The sequence below is a fragment of the Billgrantia aerodenitrificans genome, assembly GCF_021404405.1.
GTDB classification, from domain to species: domain Bacteria; phylum Pseudomonadota; class Gammaproteobacteria; order Pseudomonadales; family Halomonadaceae; genus Halomonas; species Halomonas aerodenitrificans.
The window spans coordinates 23,861-38,498 of sequence record NZ_JABFTV010000018.1; the positions used below are offsets into that span (position 1 = coordinate 23,861).

Here is a 14,638-nt window from a genome sequence, read left to right on the forward strand (position 1 = left end):
TAGCCATCCCGACTCTCTTGGGCTAGCTTGTGTGGGTCAAGGCCCCCTTATAGATAGAGGCCCAATGCAAAGACTTCTGCTGATCGCTCTCACCGCCCTGATCGTAGGGCTGCCGAACCTGGCCTCACAGGCGGTCGAGAATGGCTTTGAAGGTCCTGCCAAGTCACTGGCAGGGCTCGCGCATCACGACGTTTCCCTCGGACTGTCGTCATTCGATGCGGACACCGACGACACCGGACTCGAGTCGCTTGCCACCCTCGGCACTCGACTCCTCACCCACCCCGGCGTTGCGCTAGGCATCTCCGCGCTCGCCTGTCAGCAGCTCGCACTGCCGCCTGCCCGCGCCCCACCGCACTGCCTCTGATCGCTCGACTGGAAACCTGGCTCGTCTCGGGCCTTCATATTCGATCGTTTCGCATCCATTGGATGTCAGCGCTTTCAGAGGTTTTGCACGATGAAAACACTCCCTCTCTCCCGACTCGACACCGCCGACCACCTGGTCACTCCTCAAGCCTTCTCCGATATCGACGAGCACTCCCCGGCCCTGAGCCTGATGACCGATTTTCGCCAGCATTGGCCACACGCCGTCAGTGTCTCGGCCCCGGCGCTCGAGGTGGCCAGGCAGATGAAGGCGGAAGGCGTGAGCGGCAAGCTGGTCATCGATCGCCAGCGTGAACTGGTCGGCATGCTGACCCTCGAGCGACTCTCGGAGCAGAGCATCCTGGTGGCCTTGCACCGTCTCGGCATCGACCGCAGCAGCCTGACCGCCGGCGATCTGATGCAGCCCCGGGCCGCCATGCCCGTCGTGGATTACGAGGCCGTTGCCAGCGCCACTGTCACCGACCTGGTGGCCACACTGCGCGAGGCCGGCGAGCCCTACTGTCTGGTCAGAGATGCCGAGCACCATATCCGCGGGTTGTTCTCGGTGAGTGAACTCTCCGAACGGTTGCATCGCCGGCTCTCGGTCAAGCCAAAGGCCTCCATCATTGAGGTCCTCAAGGCCTGAACCACGCAAGGCGGGGGCGGCCATGGCCGCCCCTTTCCCTTCTCGCAAAAATAAAACAACCGTTTGCTTGATACTGATGAGGGTGACTAGAATCCAAAGCGTTCATTGTTTGAGCTGCCCCCTTATTACTGCGAGAAGGAGCACCGGATGGATCCCCGCATCTCCCGCATTTCACTGCGTGTACGCGGCTACCACCTCGATGGTTATGGCCACGTCAACAACACCCGTTACCTGGAGTTTCTCGAAGAGGGACGCTGGGCCTACTTCGACGAACACCCTGAACTCAGCACCTCGTTTCAGCGAGCCGGCATCGGGCTCGTAGCCGTCAATATCAATATCGATTACTGTGCCGCGGCCGTTGCGGGTGACGACCTTGAGGTACACAGCCGGCTTTCCGCCATCGGCAACCGCAGTGGGAAGATGACCCAGGAAATCCATCGCAGCAGCGACGATACCCTGGTCAGCCGGGCCACCATCACCTTCGTCCTGCTCGATATGCAAGCCAACCAGCCTTTGCTCATCGAAGGACCGCTGCGAGACGAATTGTCTGCCCTCGTCCTGGAGTGAAGCCTGAATATCTAACGAGCGTTCGAGCGAATCATAGATCACAAGGCCACTGGAACCCTGCCTGCCCCTTCGCCATAATATGCGTCCTTTACGCTCAGGGAACGCACTATGTGGTTCAAGCACTTGCACCTTTACCGCCTGCACGGGGCGGCGACGATCCCCGCCGCCAACCTTGAAGAGGCCCTGGCCGAGCAGGCGGCACGTACGCCCGGCAGCCAGGAAGCCAGGCGCGTGGGATGGTGCCCGCCCGCGGGGCGCGCCGGCACCGCGCTGTTGCACGAACTGCAGGGGCAGCGCCTGATGACCATGCTGCGCCATGAGCGCCTGCTGCCTGCCGGCGTGGTGCGCGAGGAAGTGGAAGAGCGCAGCGCCGAGATCGAGGCTCGCGAGGGGCGCAAGCTGCGCCGTCAGGAAAAGCAGGAACTCAAGGAGCAGGTTTACGAAGAGCTGCTGCCACGCGCCTTCGTACGCAGCCAGAAAGTCGACCTTTGGTGGGATACCCGTCGCGATCTGATTGCGGTGAACACCAGCTCGCGTAAACGTGCCGAAGAAGCGCTCGACCTGCTGCGCGAAACCTTGGGCAGCCTCAAGGTGACCCCGCTCTCCGCTCAAACCCTGCCCATGCGCGCCATGACCCAATGGCTTGCCGACGAGAATTCACGCCCCGCCGCGCTGCAGTTGGGCGATCAGGTGGAACTCAAGGCCAAGGGCGACGACGGTGTGCTGCGCGCCCGCCAGGTGGATCTCGACAGCGACGAAATCCAGCAGCTGCTGGCGACGGGCAAGCAGGCCAGCCGCCTGGCCATCGAAGTTGAAGGCCGCCTGGCTTACGTGCTGCACGACGATCTGACGCTGAAATCCCTGCGGTTCAGTGACGCACTGATCGACGAGGCCAGCGAAACCGAGGACGATGGCGATGCCATCGTGCGCCTCGAAGCCGATTTCATGCTGATGACACAGGCCCTGGCCGAAGAGATAGAGCGTCTGATCGACTGGCTCGGCGGCGAAGCCAATGGCGCGGCGCAGGCAAGTGCATGACCGAATCCGGTAACCAAGAAGAACCGATGACCGAGAATCCGACTGGCGCAACGCCCACCGATCCTTGGGCGGATATCCGACCCTATCGCGATGACGAAGTGGCCGCGGTACTGGCGAATCTGGCCGGCAACCGTGAGCTGCTAGACGCCCTGACCCGCTACCGGCTGCCGCGCTTGAGCCGTACGCTGCCCTGGCTGGCCCGCGCCCTGGCTTCCTATGCCATCCGTCGGGAAACCCGCGGGGTGGCCAGCGTGCACGATTTCCAGATGCGCGTTGCCTATTACATGAACCGCATGATCCGTACCTCGACCGACGATTTTCGCGTCGAGGGGCTGGAGAACCTGAACGCGGACACGGCCTATCTGTTCATCGGTAACCACCGCGATATCTCGCTGGATCCGGCCTTCGTCAACTTCGCCCTGCACCAGGCGGGTCGCGACACCGTGCGCATCGCCATCGGCGACAACCTGCTCAAGAAGCCCTACGTTACCGATCTGATGCGGCTCAACAAGAGCTTCATCGTGCCACGCGCACTGCGCGGCAAGCGCGCCATGCTGGCGGCCTACCAGAACCTCTCGAGCTACATTCGTCACTCCATCGTCGAGGATAACCACTCGATCTGGATGGCCCAGCGCGAGGGGCGCGCCAAGGACGGGATCGACCGTACCGACCCGGCGATCATCAAGATGCTGACCATGGCGCACCGCATGGAGCAGCGCAACGCTCCCATCGGTGAGGCCATTGCCGAACTGCGGATGGTGCCGGTCTCGATCAGCTACGAGTACGACCCCTGCGACTTGCAGAAGGCCCGCGAGCTGCACGCCGTACATAGCCAGGGGAGCTACGCAAAGAGCGAGTTCGAGGATATCCAATCCATCGTGGCCGGCATCACCGGCCATAAGGGGCGCGTGGAGCTGCGCTTCGGCGAACCGCTGGGCGCCGGCTTCGACACCCCTGAAGCCGTGGCCGCCGAGATCGACCGCCAGGTGATCGGCGGCTATCGCCTCTTCCCCAGCCACTATCTCGCGCTGGAAGCCCTGAGCGATGCGCCGGAGCTGCTGGACCTGAGCGAGGTCAGCGACGTGGACCGGGCCCGCTTCCAAGCCCGCCTGAACGAGGTTCCGTCCGAGCTGCGCAGTTGGTGGCTGGCCCAGTACGCCAACCCGGTGCGCAACAAGGCAGCCCAGCTCGCCGGCCACGACCTGGGAGAGACGTGAGCGCGCACCCTCACCCGCCGCTCGACCGCGGCGCCCAGACCCGTGAGGCCCATCGGGTCACGCTGATCGGCGCCGTGGTGGACCTTGCCGTTGGCCTGCTCAAGCTGATTACCGGCCTGCTGGTGGGCTCCGCCGCCCTGATCGCCGACGGCATACACTCCTTCTCCGACCTGGTGACAGACGGCTTCGTAATGGCGGCGACCCATTACGGGCGCCAGGAGCCGGACAGCGACCACCCCTACGGACATGGCCGCATCGAGACGCTGGCCACCCTGGCACTCGGCAGCGTGCTGATCTTCGTAGCCGGTGGTATTGCCTGGGCCAGCCTCATGCGCCTGCTGGGCGGCGAACCATTCGCCGCACCCGGCCTATGGGCCATCGGCGTGGCCGTGGTGGCATTGATCGCCAAAGAGTGGATATTTCGCTACACCCTGCGTGTGGCGAAGCGGGTGAAATCGCGCCTGCTCGAGGCCAACGCCTGGCACTCCCGCTCCGATGCGCTCTCCACCGTGGCGGTGCTGATCGGCCTGGTGGCGGCCCAGTTCGGCGCCGGCTGGGTCGATGCCGTGGCGGCCATTCTGGTGGGCATCATGGTCGGCCAGGTGGGTTGGCGCCTGCTGTGGGAGTCGAGCCGCGAGCTGATCGACACCGCTCTGCCCGAAGCCGACCAGCAAAAGATGAAAGACATCGCCGAAACCGTACCGGGGGTGGAAAGCGTTCACGACCTGCGCACACGCTCACTGGGCAGCCAGGTCGTGCTCGACTTGCACATCGTGGTGCCGCCACGGCTTACCGTCTCCGAAGCCCACGAGATCGGCAACGCCGTGAGCCGACAACTGCGCAGTGCTTTCCCCGACCTGGCCGACGTGACCTTCCATATCGACCCGGAGGACGACTCCGAACAGATCGAGCACAGCCTGCGCCCCGGCCTGCCCCTGCGCCGCGACGTGGAAGGCATGCTCGACGACGCCTGGCACGACTGCCAAGTGTGGCAACAGCGCGTCGCCCTCGACCTGCACTACCTCGCCGAACAGATCGACGTCTCGGTATACGTGCGCCAACTGCCGCCCGGCCAAAGCCTGGAAGACGCCGCCCGCGAACTGCGCGAGGCCTCGCAGGAACTGGCCTGGGTAGGCAGGCTGAGGGTGTGGCAAGGGCCGGGCAAGGGGTAGCGGTCAGAGCCGCTCATCGTGTAGCAGAAGCCTGCTCAGCGGCACTCATCTCCGCACCCTCGTGCAATCCCTCGGCCACTTCCAGATCGTAGAGTCGTGTCGTGGGCCCATCCGGACGGCAGCGCTCCTTGACCAGAGGATGCCACTGATTGCCGGCTGCACGCTGGCGGGCATATTTGACTGTGATGTCACGAATAAACAAGCACGGGTAAAAAAAGGCAGCGCCAAGGATGCGCACCCTTGCGCGTGATGGAGTAAAAATGCCGTCCTGAACTAGCTTACGGTAGTGCTCAAGATCCAATGTGGCCTTCTTTTGCTGCCTCCGATAGTCCTCCAACACTTCCTCCCGGTTGGAGCCCGCTAGTGGCTGACCATTTTCATCGAACCAGGGTCCCTCCTCCATATAGCAGCGCAGATACTCCCACAGCATACCCTGTGTTTCCGCGGTACGCCCAATGGGCATGTTAAGCTGCAGTGCGATTATCTCTTTAGGATTTTCATAGCGTTGTAGCAACAGCTGCAACGGAGTTTCAGTCATGGCGCCGGTATACTGGGTCACCGTGCGGTTCTCCTGCATCCAGGCCACCGCTTCGTCCCAAGGTGCGTGGTAGAGCTTGTCCTTATCCTGAAAATAGACTTCCCGGGTACGGCGGTTAAAGCGAATAGGGGAAGAGGATGGCCAGAAGACCTCCAGCAGAAAGACCACTGATGTAATCCCGAACATGATAGCGGCGGCCGTGAAGACGTAGAGCGCCCCCTCCCAGTCCTGAAAAATAACGGGCGACATAATAAGAAACATATAGATCGCCCCCATCCCCCATACCCCGGTAAAGATCCCCTTGCCTTCTTCGGCACCACTGGAGAGATCCATGTAGTGCTCGGTTTGGTCCTGCACCTCGCCTAACTGCATAGGTTGCTTGGCGGCCCGGCGCTTGGGCGATAGCACGATCAGCTCGTCGGCCAAGCCTAGCCGCTGTGATAGATCGGCGAAGTAGGTCTTGATGCTCTGCATGGTTCAGCGCGAAACGGGGGCTTGTTCAGCAGCACTCATCTCCGCACCCTCGTGCAATCCCTCAGCCACCTCCAGATCGTAGAGTCGTGTGGTGGGCCCATCCGGACGGCAGCGTTCCTTGACCAGAGGATGCCAGTGATTGCTGGCCGCGCGCTGGCGGGCATATTTAGCGGTCAGGTCGCGGATATAAAAAAGAGGGAGCATGAAAACCTCAAAAACTGTGGTTGCCCACATCCGTCCTCGCGGCATGATATTTTGCTGAACCAAGTCACGATTCAATTGAAGATTGACTTTAGCTGTCCTGTGCTTTTTCCGATATTTGTCCAACACCTCTTTACGGTTGGAAGCGCTCAAGGTATTTCCCTGCTCGTCGAACCAAGGCCCCTTCTCCATATAGCAGCGCAGATACTCCCACAGCATCCCCTGTGTTTCCGCGGTTCGCCCCATGGGCAGGTTGAGGCGCAAGGCAATCACCTCCTCCGCATGTCCATAACGCTGCAGCAACAGCTGTAACGGAGTTTCAGTCATGGCTCCAGTGTACTGGGTCACTGTGCGGCTCTCCTGCATCCAGGCCACCGCCTCGTCCCAAGGTGCATGGTAGAGCTTGTCCTTGTCCTGAAAATAGATCTCCCGGGTACGGCGGTTAAAGCGAATAGGGGAAGAGGATGGCCAGAAGACCTCCAGCAAGAAAACAGTTAACGTAATACCAAAAGCACCGCCAATAACTCTTAAGCAATTGATCAACTCGCCTTCCAGGCGCAATGCTGGCGCCATCAATATGGCACTATAAATTGTAAGGAGCCCCCATATACCAGTAAAGATACCCTTACTTTCTTCGGCGCCACTGGAGAGATCCATGTAGTGCTCGGTTTGGTCCTGCACCTCGCCTAACTGCATGGGCTGCTTGGCGGCCCGGCGCTTGGGCGATAGCACGATCAGCTCGTCGGCCAAGCCTAGCCGCTGGGATAGATCGGCGAAGTAGGTCTTGATGCTCTGCATGGTCTACCTGATCTCGATTTCGATGGGCGACAGAGTCAGGCTTTAGCCTCTTCGCCCCAAGCCGCTGGCGTTGCAAAAGGCGATAGAGCACCTCGGTCGCCAGCGCTACGACTTAGCACCAGATTATCGACCAAACCCTTCAGTCATGGCGGTTTGTACCTCGGGCTGCAGAGCCCAGGCACTTATTGGCAGTACCATTAGAGCGATGGCCAACAACCGTAACATGGGTCGTAGCATGACGGATCAATAGCCAAAGCGCGGCGGGAAGTTCGAAAGCGGTGGCTCGCGGCCGATCCATTCAGCTTCTGCCAAGGCTTCAGCTTCTTGTCGTTGACTCTCGGTTAACTCATCCTGATTCCAGCTCATTATATCCCTAGCATTAACGTCCTTAAACTCTTTTGATAAAGAATAAAGAACGGCCCATCCTTTAACCACATCCTTACCAGTGTGGCATCTCTGATCATAGGACGGGTCAAGATAGCACCAGCCCACCCCTAAACGGTTCTGATAACTGCCACGTAATGAGGATTCAATCATCCATTGCCAGCCTTGCTCGAACTCTTCTTTATTTCGATAGACTCTAGCCAACCCCTCCATGCCAGGCACATGCCCTTGCTCCGCTGCCTTGCTGAACCATGCCTCAGCGGCACTTAGCCGGCGACCGTTGGTCAGGTACCAGCCGCGCCCATCGAGGATCTGATTGCCCAAAATGGTCTGGGCCTCGGGCTGGCCCGCCTCGGCAGCCCGTTCCAGCCAGTCGCCAGCGCGACGCGGTTGATCGAACATGCGATAGATATCGGACATCTGCAGCATGGCATCGGGGTCGCCGGCATCGGCCTTGGGCTGAGCTACCGCCAAGGCTGCGTGATGCCAGTCCTCATAACCCTCGGGGCAACGATCGCCGGCGGTGCAGGCCCCGCCCTGGAACAGGCGCAGCATGGCGTGCACATCCCCCTGTTCGGCGGCTTGCAGATACCACGCCATGGCATCTCGGGTCAGACCCATATGACGTAGGCGATGGATTTCGCCTAGGTAGTACATGGCTTCAACATCGCCGGCTTCAGCAGCAGGTTCCAAAAGTGGAATGCTTTCAGCCGCAATGCCCAGGCCGTATATCCGCATCCCTTCGTCTTTGGCGGTCTGCACCTCGGGCTCCAGGGCCCAGGAGCTTATCGGCAGTCCCAGCAAAGCAATGACCAGCAGGCGTGACATGGGCCGCAGCATGGTGAATCAGTAGCCAAAGCGTGGCGGGAAGTTCGAAAGCGGCGGCTCGCGGCCGATCCATTCACGCTCTGCCAAGGCCTCCGCTTCTTCTTGCTCTTCCAGCGTTAGTTTTGAACGCTGCTGCTCAAGTATGTGCTTCGCTGTATTGTCACTTGTCTCTTCCACAACGGCATAGAGTATTGCCCAGCCTTGGATAGGATTTGCTTCTGTATGGCAATATTCCGCCCTTTCTGGAACGATCAAGCATTCGCCATGCACAACTCTGGCTATTCGAGACCCAAGCAATGAAGCACGCTCTCCCCAGGACCATAGCTCGGAATATTCGCCTTCTTTCTCCAGAACTGACGTTAAAGCTACCATCCCAGGCACATATTCCTGCTCCGCCGCCTGACGAAACCATACTTCTGCCTCTGCTAGGCGGCGGCCGTTGGTAAAATACCAGCCGCGCCCCCCCATAATTTGCTGACCCCAGAGGGTTTGGGCTTCCGGGTGGCCTGCTTCTGCAGCACGCTTCAACCATTTGCCTGCTCGGGTGGGAATGCCCAGCATGTTGTAGATTCCCGTTAATCGAGAGGCATCGAGATGGGCGTAGATGTGATACAGCGCTAGCATGGCATCAGGTTCGCCGGCCTCTGCCCGCGGCTGAGCCACGGCCAGGGCGGCATGATGCCAGTCTTCATACCCCTCGGGACAACGATCGCCGGCAATGCAAGCACCGCCTTGGAACAGGCGTAGCATGGAGTAAACCTCTCCCTCTGCTGCGGCTTTTAAGTACCATTCCATGGCCTCTCGTGTTAGACCCAGCATATGCTGTCGCCGCTCCGCCTCTCCCATGTAATACATGGCATCCACATCGCCCGCTTCTGCTGCCTGCTGCAGATAGGGAAGGGCTGCTGTCGAGTGGCCAATGTTATAAAGGCGCATCCCCTCGTCCTTGGCGGCCTGCACCTCGGGCTTCAGGGCCCAGGCATAGATCGGAAGGGTCAAGAGCACCATGAGGAGTACGGAAATAGTTGCTGTTCGCATAAGATTAGGCATCCGCTTCTCGATAGGTGACAAAGGTCCCTCTGGGCGACGTGCTTAGCTGGCAATGATCATCGACCTCTAGGCCCAAGCGATCAGCGATAAGGCGATACTTATCACGTGCCATTGCCGCATCTCTACCATCAAGCCCAGTCGACCCTATTTGTTTCATAAACTGATCCAGCCGATACCGGTTCCGGCAGTAGGCCACGCCCCAGCTGCGCGTCTCGTCATAGGTACCGTCCAGCGACATCCGCGCCACCGCGCGCTCGAACAGGTGCTGGGCCTTGGCACGGTCGTAGTGGCCGCTGGAAGTATATCCCTCCTCCAGCCAGCCCAGACAGGTAGCGATGGCGATCTGCTGCAGGTCGATGGCCTTGTTGCGGTCGAAGGGTTCACCGTCAATGGTATAGCCGCTCGGGCCAGGCGGGAACGCCAGGGTATTGAGTAACGGCCCCAGGGCTTCCGGATACAGGTTCCTGATCCAGGCCGCTAGTTGAGGCGCTTGCTCAGGGTTACCGGCCGCATCGACAATAGCATACGCAATTACCCCCGCCCGCTCGCTCTGGGTCATCAGGTCGTAGAGGCGCTGGATGCCGTCCAGGCCCCGGGCGGCGAGCAGGCTGATATCGAGCAAGGTAGTGGTGGCCAGGTAGCCCAGCCGGCTCATGAACTGGAAGGCGTCGCGATCGACCCAGTCGATGAAGCCATAGTCGTTGTCACGCAGTGCCTGGCTGAGCATCATGAACCAAAGGTTCAGTTGCTTGAGATCCAGCTCCATGGCGATTTGTCCGCCCGCGCCTTTGCCAGCTACGACCTTGGCTCTGAAGTAGGCGACGAACTTGCCCTGATGGATACCCAAGCGCAGGCCGAGCTCGCCGCCGATCCCACCGGCCGCCTCCAGACCCAGCACGGCATGACCCAATGTGCGCCAGGCATTTAGCTCGGTTTGCTGATTACTCAGGGCCAGCCAGTCGCGATCAGCCAGTTGCGGCAACTGCCGGGTGATATCGGCCGGCGGTTGCCAGCGCATGCTGCAGCGCGTGTTGACACCCACTGTGGCGCCGGCAAAGGCTTTGAGGGCAGCGCCTTCTGCTTCGCGCTGTGCCCACTCGAGTCCGGTGAGCTTGAGGCCATCATGATCGAAGCCCAACCCGGCCTCGGCAGTCAGTGCCAAGGAGGCGCCGGCAAACCCCTTGGCCACAGCCGCCACTTGCAGTGAGTAGCGGCCAAGATTGCGTATCTCATTCTGGCGCTGCGTCAGCACGGCTTTGAACGGCAGAGATTCACTTTCGCTGGGCAGTTGCAGCGTGCCCAGGCTGATCTCTCCGCGCGCCAGACTGTAGGTGCCTTTGAGTTCCAACTGGTACTTTGCGCCGACACCATGGCCCGTGCCGTTATCCCCCTCTGCAGCTTCCCAGGGACCACGTCGAGGAGCGCCAAGGTTACGCTCACGCACCCCTTCTCTGCGGTGCTGTACCTCCACTGTCACCTCCCCGCTGGCCTCGGTCTCGTGCTCCCACTCAAAGAATGTCAGCGAAGCCTCACGTTCGACAAGGGTCACCGGTTCGTCGAGGTGGATCCCCATGGCCTCGTTCAACGCGGCATGGGGCATACCCACCAGACGTAGCATTTGCGCCTGGGCGCTGGCATCGAACAAGCGCAAGCGCTCCCGGCCTGGGCCGGTGAACAGGATGCGCTGCAGCGTTTCTGCCCAGGCACTCCTGGCACCATCTTGCTGGAGAGACAATACCTCGTATTCCTGGGCATCGAGATAATCGAAGAAAGCCTCGGGAATGAAGAAGCCTAGGCGCTCCTCGAACCAATCGGCACGTCGCTCGATACGCTCGCAGCCACGCCGGGCCAGCCAGTTGGAGAGTGCGGTTTCGTTGGCCTCCCACAGAGTGGCGGGCAGCACGCCATCCTGTTCGAGGTCGCGCAGCAGCGCTAGACGGTCTTCGTCGCGTATGTCGCGCAGTAGATGGCGAAGGCTGACATGACTCAATGCCTGCTCGGCGCGGGGCGAGCTGAACTCACGTAGCGGAAAGTCCTTGCGGACCAATACGTCGATTGTCTGTCGGTGATAGCCCAGGGCATGGCGCTGATCGGTGATATCTGCCTGCCAGAACAGCACCCGCTGCGGGCGCATGTTCGCCACCTGGGCTTCGGCCAGTTGATAGAGCACATCCAACTGAGCCACTAGCTCCTGGAAAGCTTCGCGCTCCTCCTCGAAGAGGTGAACGGGCAGCGCTGAGCGGCGCGCAGTGGCAGTAGCCCACTGGTTGAGCTTGTCCTCCACCGCATCGAATATCGTGACGGCCTCCTTGAGCCGTTGGTTGTAATAGTCGAAGGCTTCGATGCCACGTTCCAACCCGCCGGGAACCGCACTCATCGGCACTGCAGCCAAAGCCCACTCCGGGGTGGCCACACCAAGGGTGGCAAGGGCAAGGATGCTGTCGCAGTAGGCTCTCAACTCAGTGTCAAGCCGTTCAGCTTCGCCATGAATGAAGTCGCCAATGACACCACAGCGCGAAGAGTCCTTGGGCGACATCGACTCACAGTCGGCAAGGAAGGCTTGATACTCCACCAGGGCCTGTCGTACCGGTAGCAGGGTACCCGGCTGGTCGACGGAGGCATTGTTCTGGAGAACGGCAGCCCGGCACTGGCGATAGGTTTCCAGCGCCCGCTCAATCTCCGCTTCCCAGGGGCCATAGTAGCCGCTGCCTTCGATTACGTACTCCTCCGCCTTGGCACGTTCCATGCCTTGGCGATATAGCCCGTGAAGCTCTTCCAGTAGACGAGCCTCTTCAGCGTTCCAGATACGATTCCAGAGGCGAGGAGCACCGACAATCAGGGGAGAAACCCAGAACCATGGGTTCTCAGTGAGCGGGCTGTGCTCGCTTACGCGTTGAGCCGGGTCAGTTTCTTCATCCCCGCGCTCCTGCATCAGCTCAGCTAACCGTTTCAGTTTATCTCGGGCTTGATTGCGCTCGGCTTCATTCAAAAAATTTTCCGGCCGCGCCGGCAGAAAGCATTCCAACAGGCCGGCATCGTTATTGAGATGTTCCAAGCGCTGATGGGGGTCCTCCACTTTCACCCATCCGGCAAGCTCGTCGGCAGCTTCGTGCAGGGCCTTGGCCACCTCCTCAGTGAGTAGCCAGAACGTGCCAGTGCCGGTGAGATAGATAATGTCGGCCCAGGGAGCCGTCTCGCAGACCATCGGTACAGGGCATTCCTGACCGCCTTCGAAGGCGGGAGGCTGGAACTCAGGCAACAACAGCGGGGCGTACAGGCTGCCGGGGCGTGTATCGGTGGTCATGAAAGGCGCTCCAGTTCGCTGATTCTCTGCGCTTCGGTGAGGCTCAAGTCGGACAGAATGTGTTGTGCGTTATGCCAGGTGTCATCGCCCGCCTGACGAATCAGCGGCAACAGGCGCTTCCTGTCCCGCCCGTATGTGATGCCCCCCTCGGCAAGATGCCCCAGCCGCTCCATCCACACCGGTGGCAGCGCCGAAAGCGGCGTCTCGGTTGCCCGGCTGAGCCACCAGGCACGCGGGCTCTCCTTGAGGGCCTGTTCCAGCGCTTCGGTCAGTGCTGGGGCTTCGCCACGTTCCTCGGTCGGTTGCCATCTTTGCCAGTGCGTCAGCGACGTGGGCGTGATGACCTGCCCCAGCGGCCCGATGAGTTGGGCGTAGGCGCTGTCGCTACTGGCGGCGAGCAGGGCCGTCCAGGCGGCGGCATCCTGCAGGTTCACCAGCGACTGGCCGCCGTGCGGGTCATCGAGGATGAACAGGCGTCGAAGATGATCAGCCATGTCGTTCAGGGAGGTGGCCTGGGCCGGTTGGAAGAGCCAGCCGAGGCGCTGCCCGGCACATAGCGAGCCGATGGCCTGCCAGGCGTCACTGCCCGGCGTGAGTTCGACCAGCCAGGGGCTGGCTTCGAGCAGCGGCGACAGCGGCGTGCCGGCGAACAGGGTCAGGTAGTCGTGCCAACCGGGCTGGCCCACGAGTGCGGCGCAGCGCTCTGGGGCGCGGCGCTGATCCAGCACCGCATAAGCAGAGCGCTGGGCTTCGAAGCTGCCCGATAAGGTCTCGATACGCTGGCTGCGCTCGTCGATTCGACTCAACCAGCCAGGCATGGGCAGTCTCCCCGGCTGCAGGTGGTCTCGCTCAGCTTGCCGCACAGCGGCAGCAGCGTGGCTTCGCTGAGCTGATAGTCCTTGAGCTTGGGCAGCACGGTTGGCGGTATCGCCTCATGCACCTCCGGCACGGCCCTGCCCGGCAGCAGCGGTGTCTCCACTGCCTGGCCGGAACCCGAACCGGGGCTGCCTCCGGCGTTGATCTTGACCTTGGGGCCGACCAGGGTGACGCCGCCGCCATCGAGCTTGAGGAAGCTGCCGCCGGCGTTGAGCGTCATTTCGCTGCCGGCTTCGAGCACCACCTTGTGGCCGGCCTTGACGTGCAGTTCGCGGCCGCATTCGCTGAGCCAGGCCTGGCCGGCCTTGAGGTGCAGGGTACCCTGTACCGTGAGGTGCTGGTTGGCGACGGTTTGCTCATGACGTTCGCCGCGCACGGTATGGTGCTCGTCGGCGTGGATCTCGCCGATGCGGTCGTGGTGCACGGTGAGGAAGCTGTCGTTGCCGATCTCTTCGGTGCGGTCGTTGTTGGTCAGCAGCTCCAGGTCTTTCTGGGCGTGCAGCCAGATCTGCTCTTCGCCGGCCTGGTCCTCGAAGCGAAGTTCGTTGAAGCCTTCGCCTTTGTGACTCTGGGTGCGGATGACGGTACGTGTCTTGTGCTCGGGCAGTTCGTAGGGCGGCGTGTTGACGGCGTGGTAGGTGCGTCCGGTGATCAGCGGCTGATCCGGGTCGCCCTCGAGGAACGACACCACCACCTCATGCCCAATCCGCGGAATGGCCATGCTACCGTAGCCGCCGCCGGCCCAGCCTTGGGAGACGCGCACCCAGGCGCTCGGCGCTCTTCCAGCGGCTTCGCCTTCAGCCCCGGCGGTATTGGGCTCGGCATAACGATCCCAGGGGAACTGGACCTTGACCCGGCCGTGTTCGTCGCAGTAGATCTCTTCGCCCTCGGGGCCGACGACGAAGGCGATCTGCGGGCCGTCGACACAGGGCTTGGCGTTGGGCGTGGGACGCCAGGCACGGTCGGCGGGGGTGAGGATCAGTTCGTTGTCGAACTTGGTCATGCCCTCCGAACCTGCCCGACCCCGCAGGCCTAAACCCGCCGCGTCACTCTGCGTGACACCGTCCTCTTCCAGGGCCTGGGGCTGGCTGCCGGTGTGCTTGACCTTGACCACCTGCCAGTCGCGGTTGAGCTCACTGAGGTCGTGGTCGGTGAGGGTGAACTTGACCCCCGGGGCGAGCTCGG

The 14,638-nt window shown here is 61.4% G+C and carries 13 protein-coding genes; 6 read left to right on the forward strand and 7 right to left on the reverse strand.

What is annotated here, in order from left to right:
* The first annotated feature begins 64 nt into the window (after positions 1 to 64).
* The 6 genes from HOP59_RS22600 to HOP59_RS22625 all read left to right on the forward strand — a co-directional run bounded on the left by HOP59_RS22600 (position 65) and on the right by HOP59_RS22625 (position 5,000).
* Positions 65 to 364 carry a hypothetical protein gene (locus tag HOP59_RS22600; RefSeq protein ID WP_234255650.1) on the forward strand — a complete coding sequence of 100 codons (300 nt, stop codon included), beginning with the start codon at positions 65 to 67 and terminating at the stop codon, positions 362 to 364.
* A 90-nt stretch (positions 365 to 454) separates the two neighbouring features.
* Positions 455 to 1,006, forward strand: a complete 552-nt coding sequence (locus HOP59_RS22605; protein ID WP_010628811.1) for a CBS domain-containing protein — start codon at positions 455 to 457, stop codon at positions 1,004 to 1,006.
* A gap of 147 nt (positions 1,007 to 1,153) precedes the next feature.
* Positions 1,154 to 1,573: an acyl-CoA thioesterase gene (locus HOP59_RS22610; RefSeq protein ID WP_010628812.1), complete on the forward strand. Its 420-nt coding sequence runs from the start codon at positions 1,154 to 1,156 to the stop codon at positions 1,571 to 1,573.
* Positions 1,574 to 1,681: 108 nt separating this feature from the next.
* Positions 1,682 to 2,611 carry a recombination-associated protein RdgC gene (locus HOP59_RS22615; protein ID WP_234255651.1) on the forward strand — a complete coding sequence of 310 codons (930 nt, stop codon included), beginning with the start codon at positions 1,682 to 1,684 and terminating at the stop codon, positions 2,609 to 2,611.
* Between the two features lie 26 nt (positions 2,612 to 2,637).
* A complete protein-coding gene (locus tag HOP59_RS22620; protein WP_234255652.1) occupies positions 2,638 to 3,828 on the forward strand; it encodes a 1-acyl-sn-glycerol-3-phosphate acyltransferase in 1,191 nt (396 codons plus the stop codon).
* Complete coding sequence (locus HOP59_RS22625) at positions 3,825 to 5,000, forward strand: cation diffusion facilitator family transporter (RefSeq protein ID WP_234255653.1); 1,176 nt, start codon at positions 3,825 to 3,827, stop codon at positions 4,998 to 5,000. Before HOP59_RS22620 ends, HOP59_RS22625 begins: the two co-directional genes overlap by 4 nt.
* 13 nt (positions 5,001 to 5,013) lie before the next feature.
* Here the strand turns inward: HOP59_RS22625 and HOP59_RS22630 are convergent, their stop codons facing one another.
* From HOP59_RS22630 to HOP59_RS22660, 7 genes are all read right to left on the reverse strand, one after another.
* Positions 5,014 to 6,012, reverse strand: coding sequence for a DUF6708 domain-containing protein (locus tag HOP59_RS22630; RefSeq protein ID WP_234255654.1), 999 nt, complete (start codon positions 6,010 to 6,012; stop codon positions 5,014 to 5,016).
* Positions 6,013 to 6,015: 3 nt separating this feature from the next.
* Positions 6,016 to 7,011, reverse strand: a complete 996-nt coding sequence (locus tag HOP59_RS22635; RefSeq protein ID WP_234255655.1) for a DUF6708 domain-containing protein — start codon at positions 7,009 to 7,011, stop codon at positions 6,016 to 6,018.
* A gap of 243 nt (positions 7,012 to 7,254) precedes the next feature.
* Positions 7,255 to 8,223 carry a tetratricopeptide repeat protein gene (locus tag HOP59_RS22640; protein WP_234255656.1) on the reverse strand — a complete coding sequence of 323 codons (969 nt, stop codon included), beginning with the start codon at positions 8,221 to 8,223 and terminating at the stop codon, positions 7,255 to 7,257.
* An 18-nt stretch (positions 8,224 to 8,241) separates the two neighbouring features.
* Positions 8,242 to 9,273 (reverse strand): tetratricopeptide repeat protein, encoded by a 1,032-nt coding sequence (locus HOP59_RS22645; protein WP_234255657.1) that lies wholly within the window; start codon positions 9,271 to 9,273, stop codon positions 8,242 to 8,244.
* Positions 9,266 to 12,577: a hypothetical protein gene (locus HOP59_RS22650; RefSeq protein ID WP_234255658.1), complete on the reverse strand. Its 3,312-nt coding sequence runs from the start codon at positions 12,575 to 12,577 to the stop codon at positions 9,266 to 9,268. Before HOP59_RS22650 ends, HOP59_RS22645 begins: the two co-directional genes overlap by 8 nt.
* The gene (locus HOP59_RS22655) at positions 12,574 to 13,395 is read right to left on the reverse strand and encodes a DUF4123 domain-containing protein (RefSeq protein WP_234255659.1); all 822 of its coding nucleotides are present in this window, start codon (positions 13,393 to 13,395) and stop codon (positions 12,574 to 12,576) included. Before HOP59_RS22655 ends, HOP59_RS22650 begins: the two co-directional genes overlap by 4 nt.
* Positions 13,380 to 14,638 (reverse strand): type VI secretion system Vgr family protein (locus HOP59_RS22660; protein ID WP_234255660.1); only part of this gene is annotated, 1,259 nt, incomplete at its 5' end. The genes HOP59_RS22655 and HOP59_RS22660, both read right to left, overlap by 16 nt.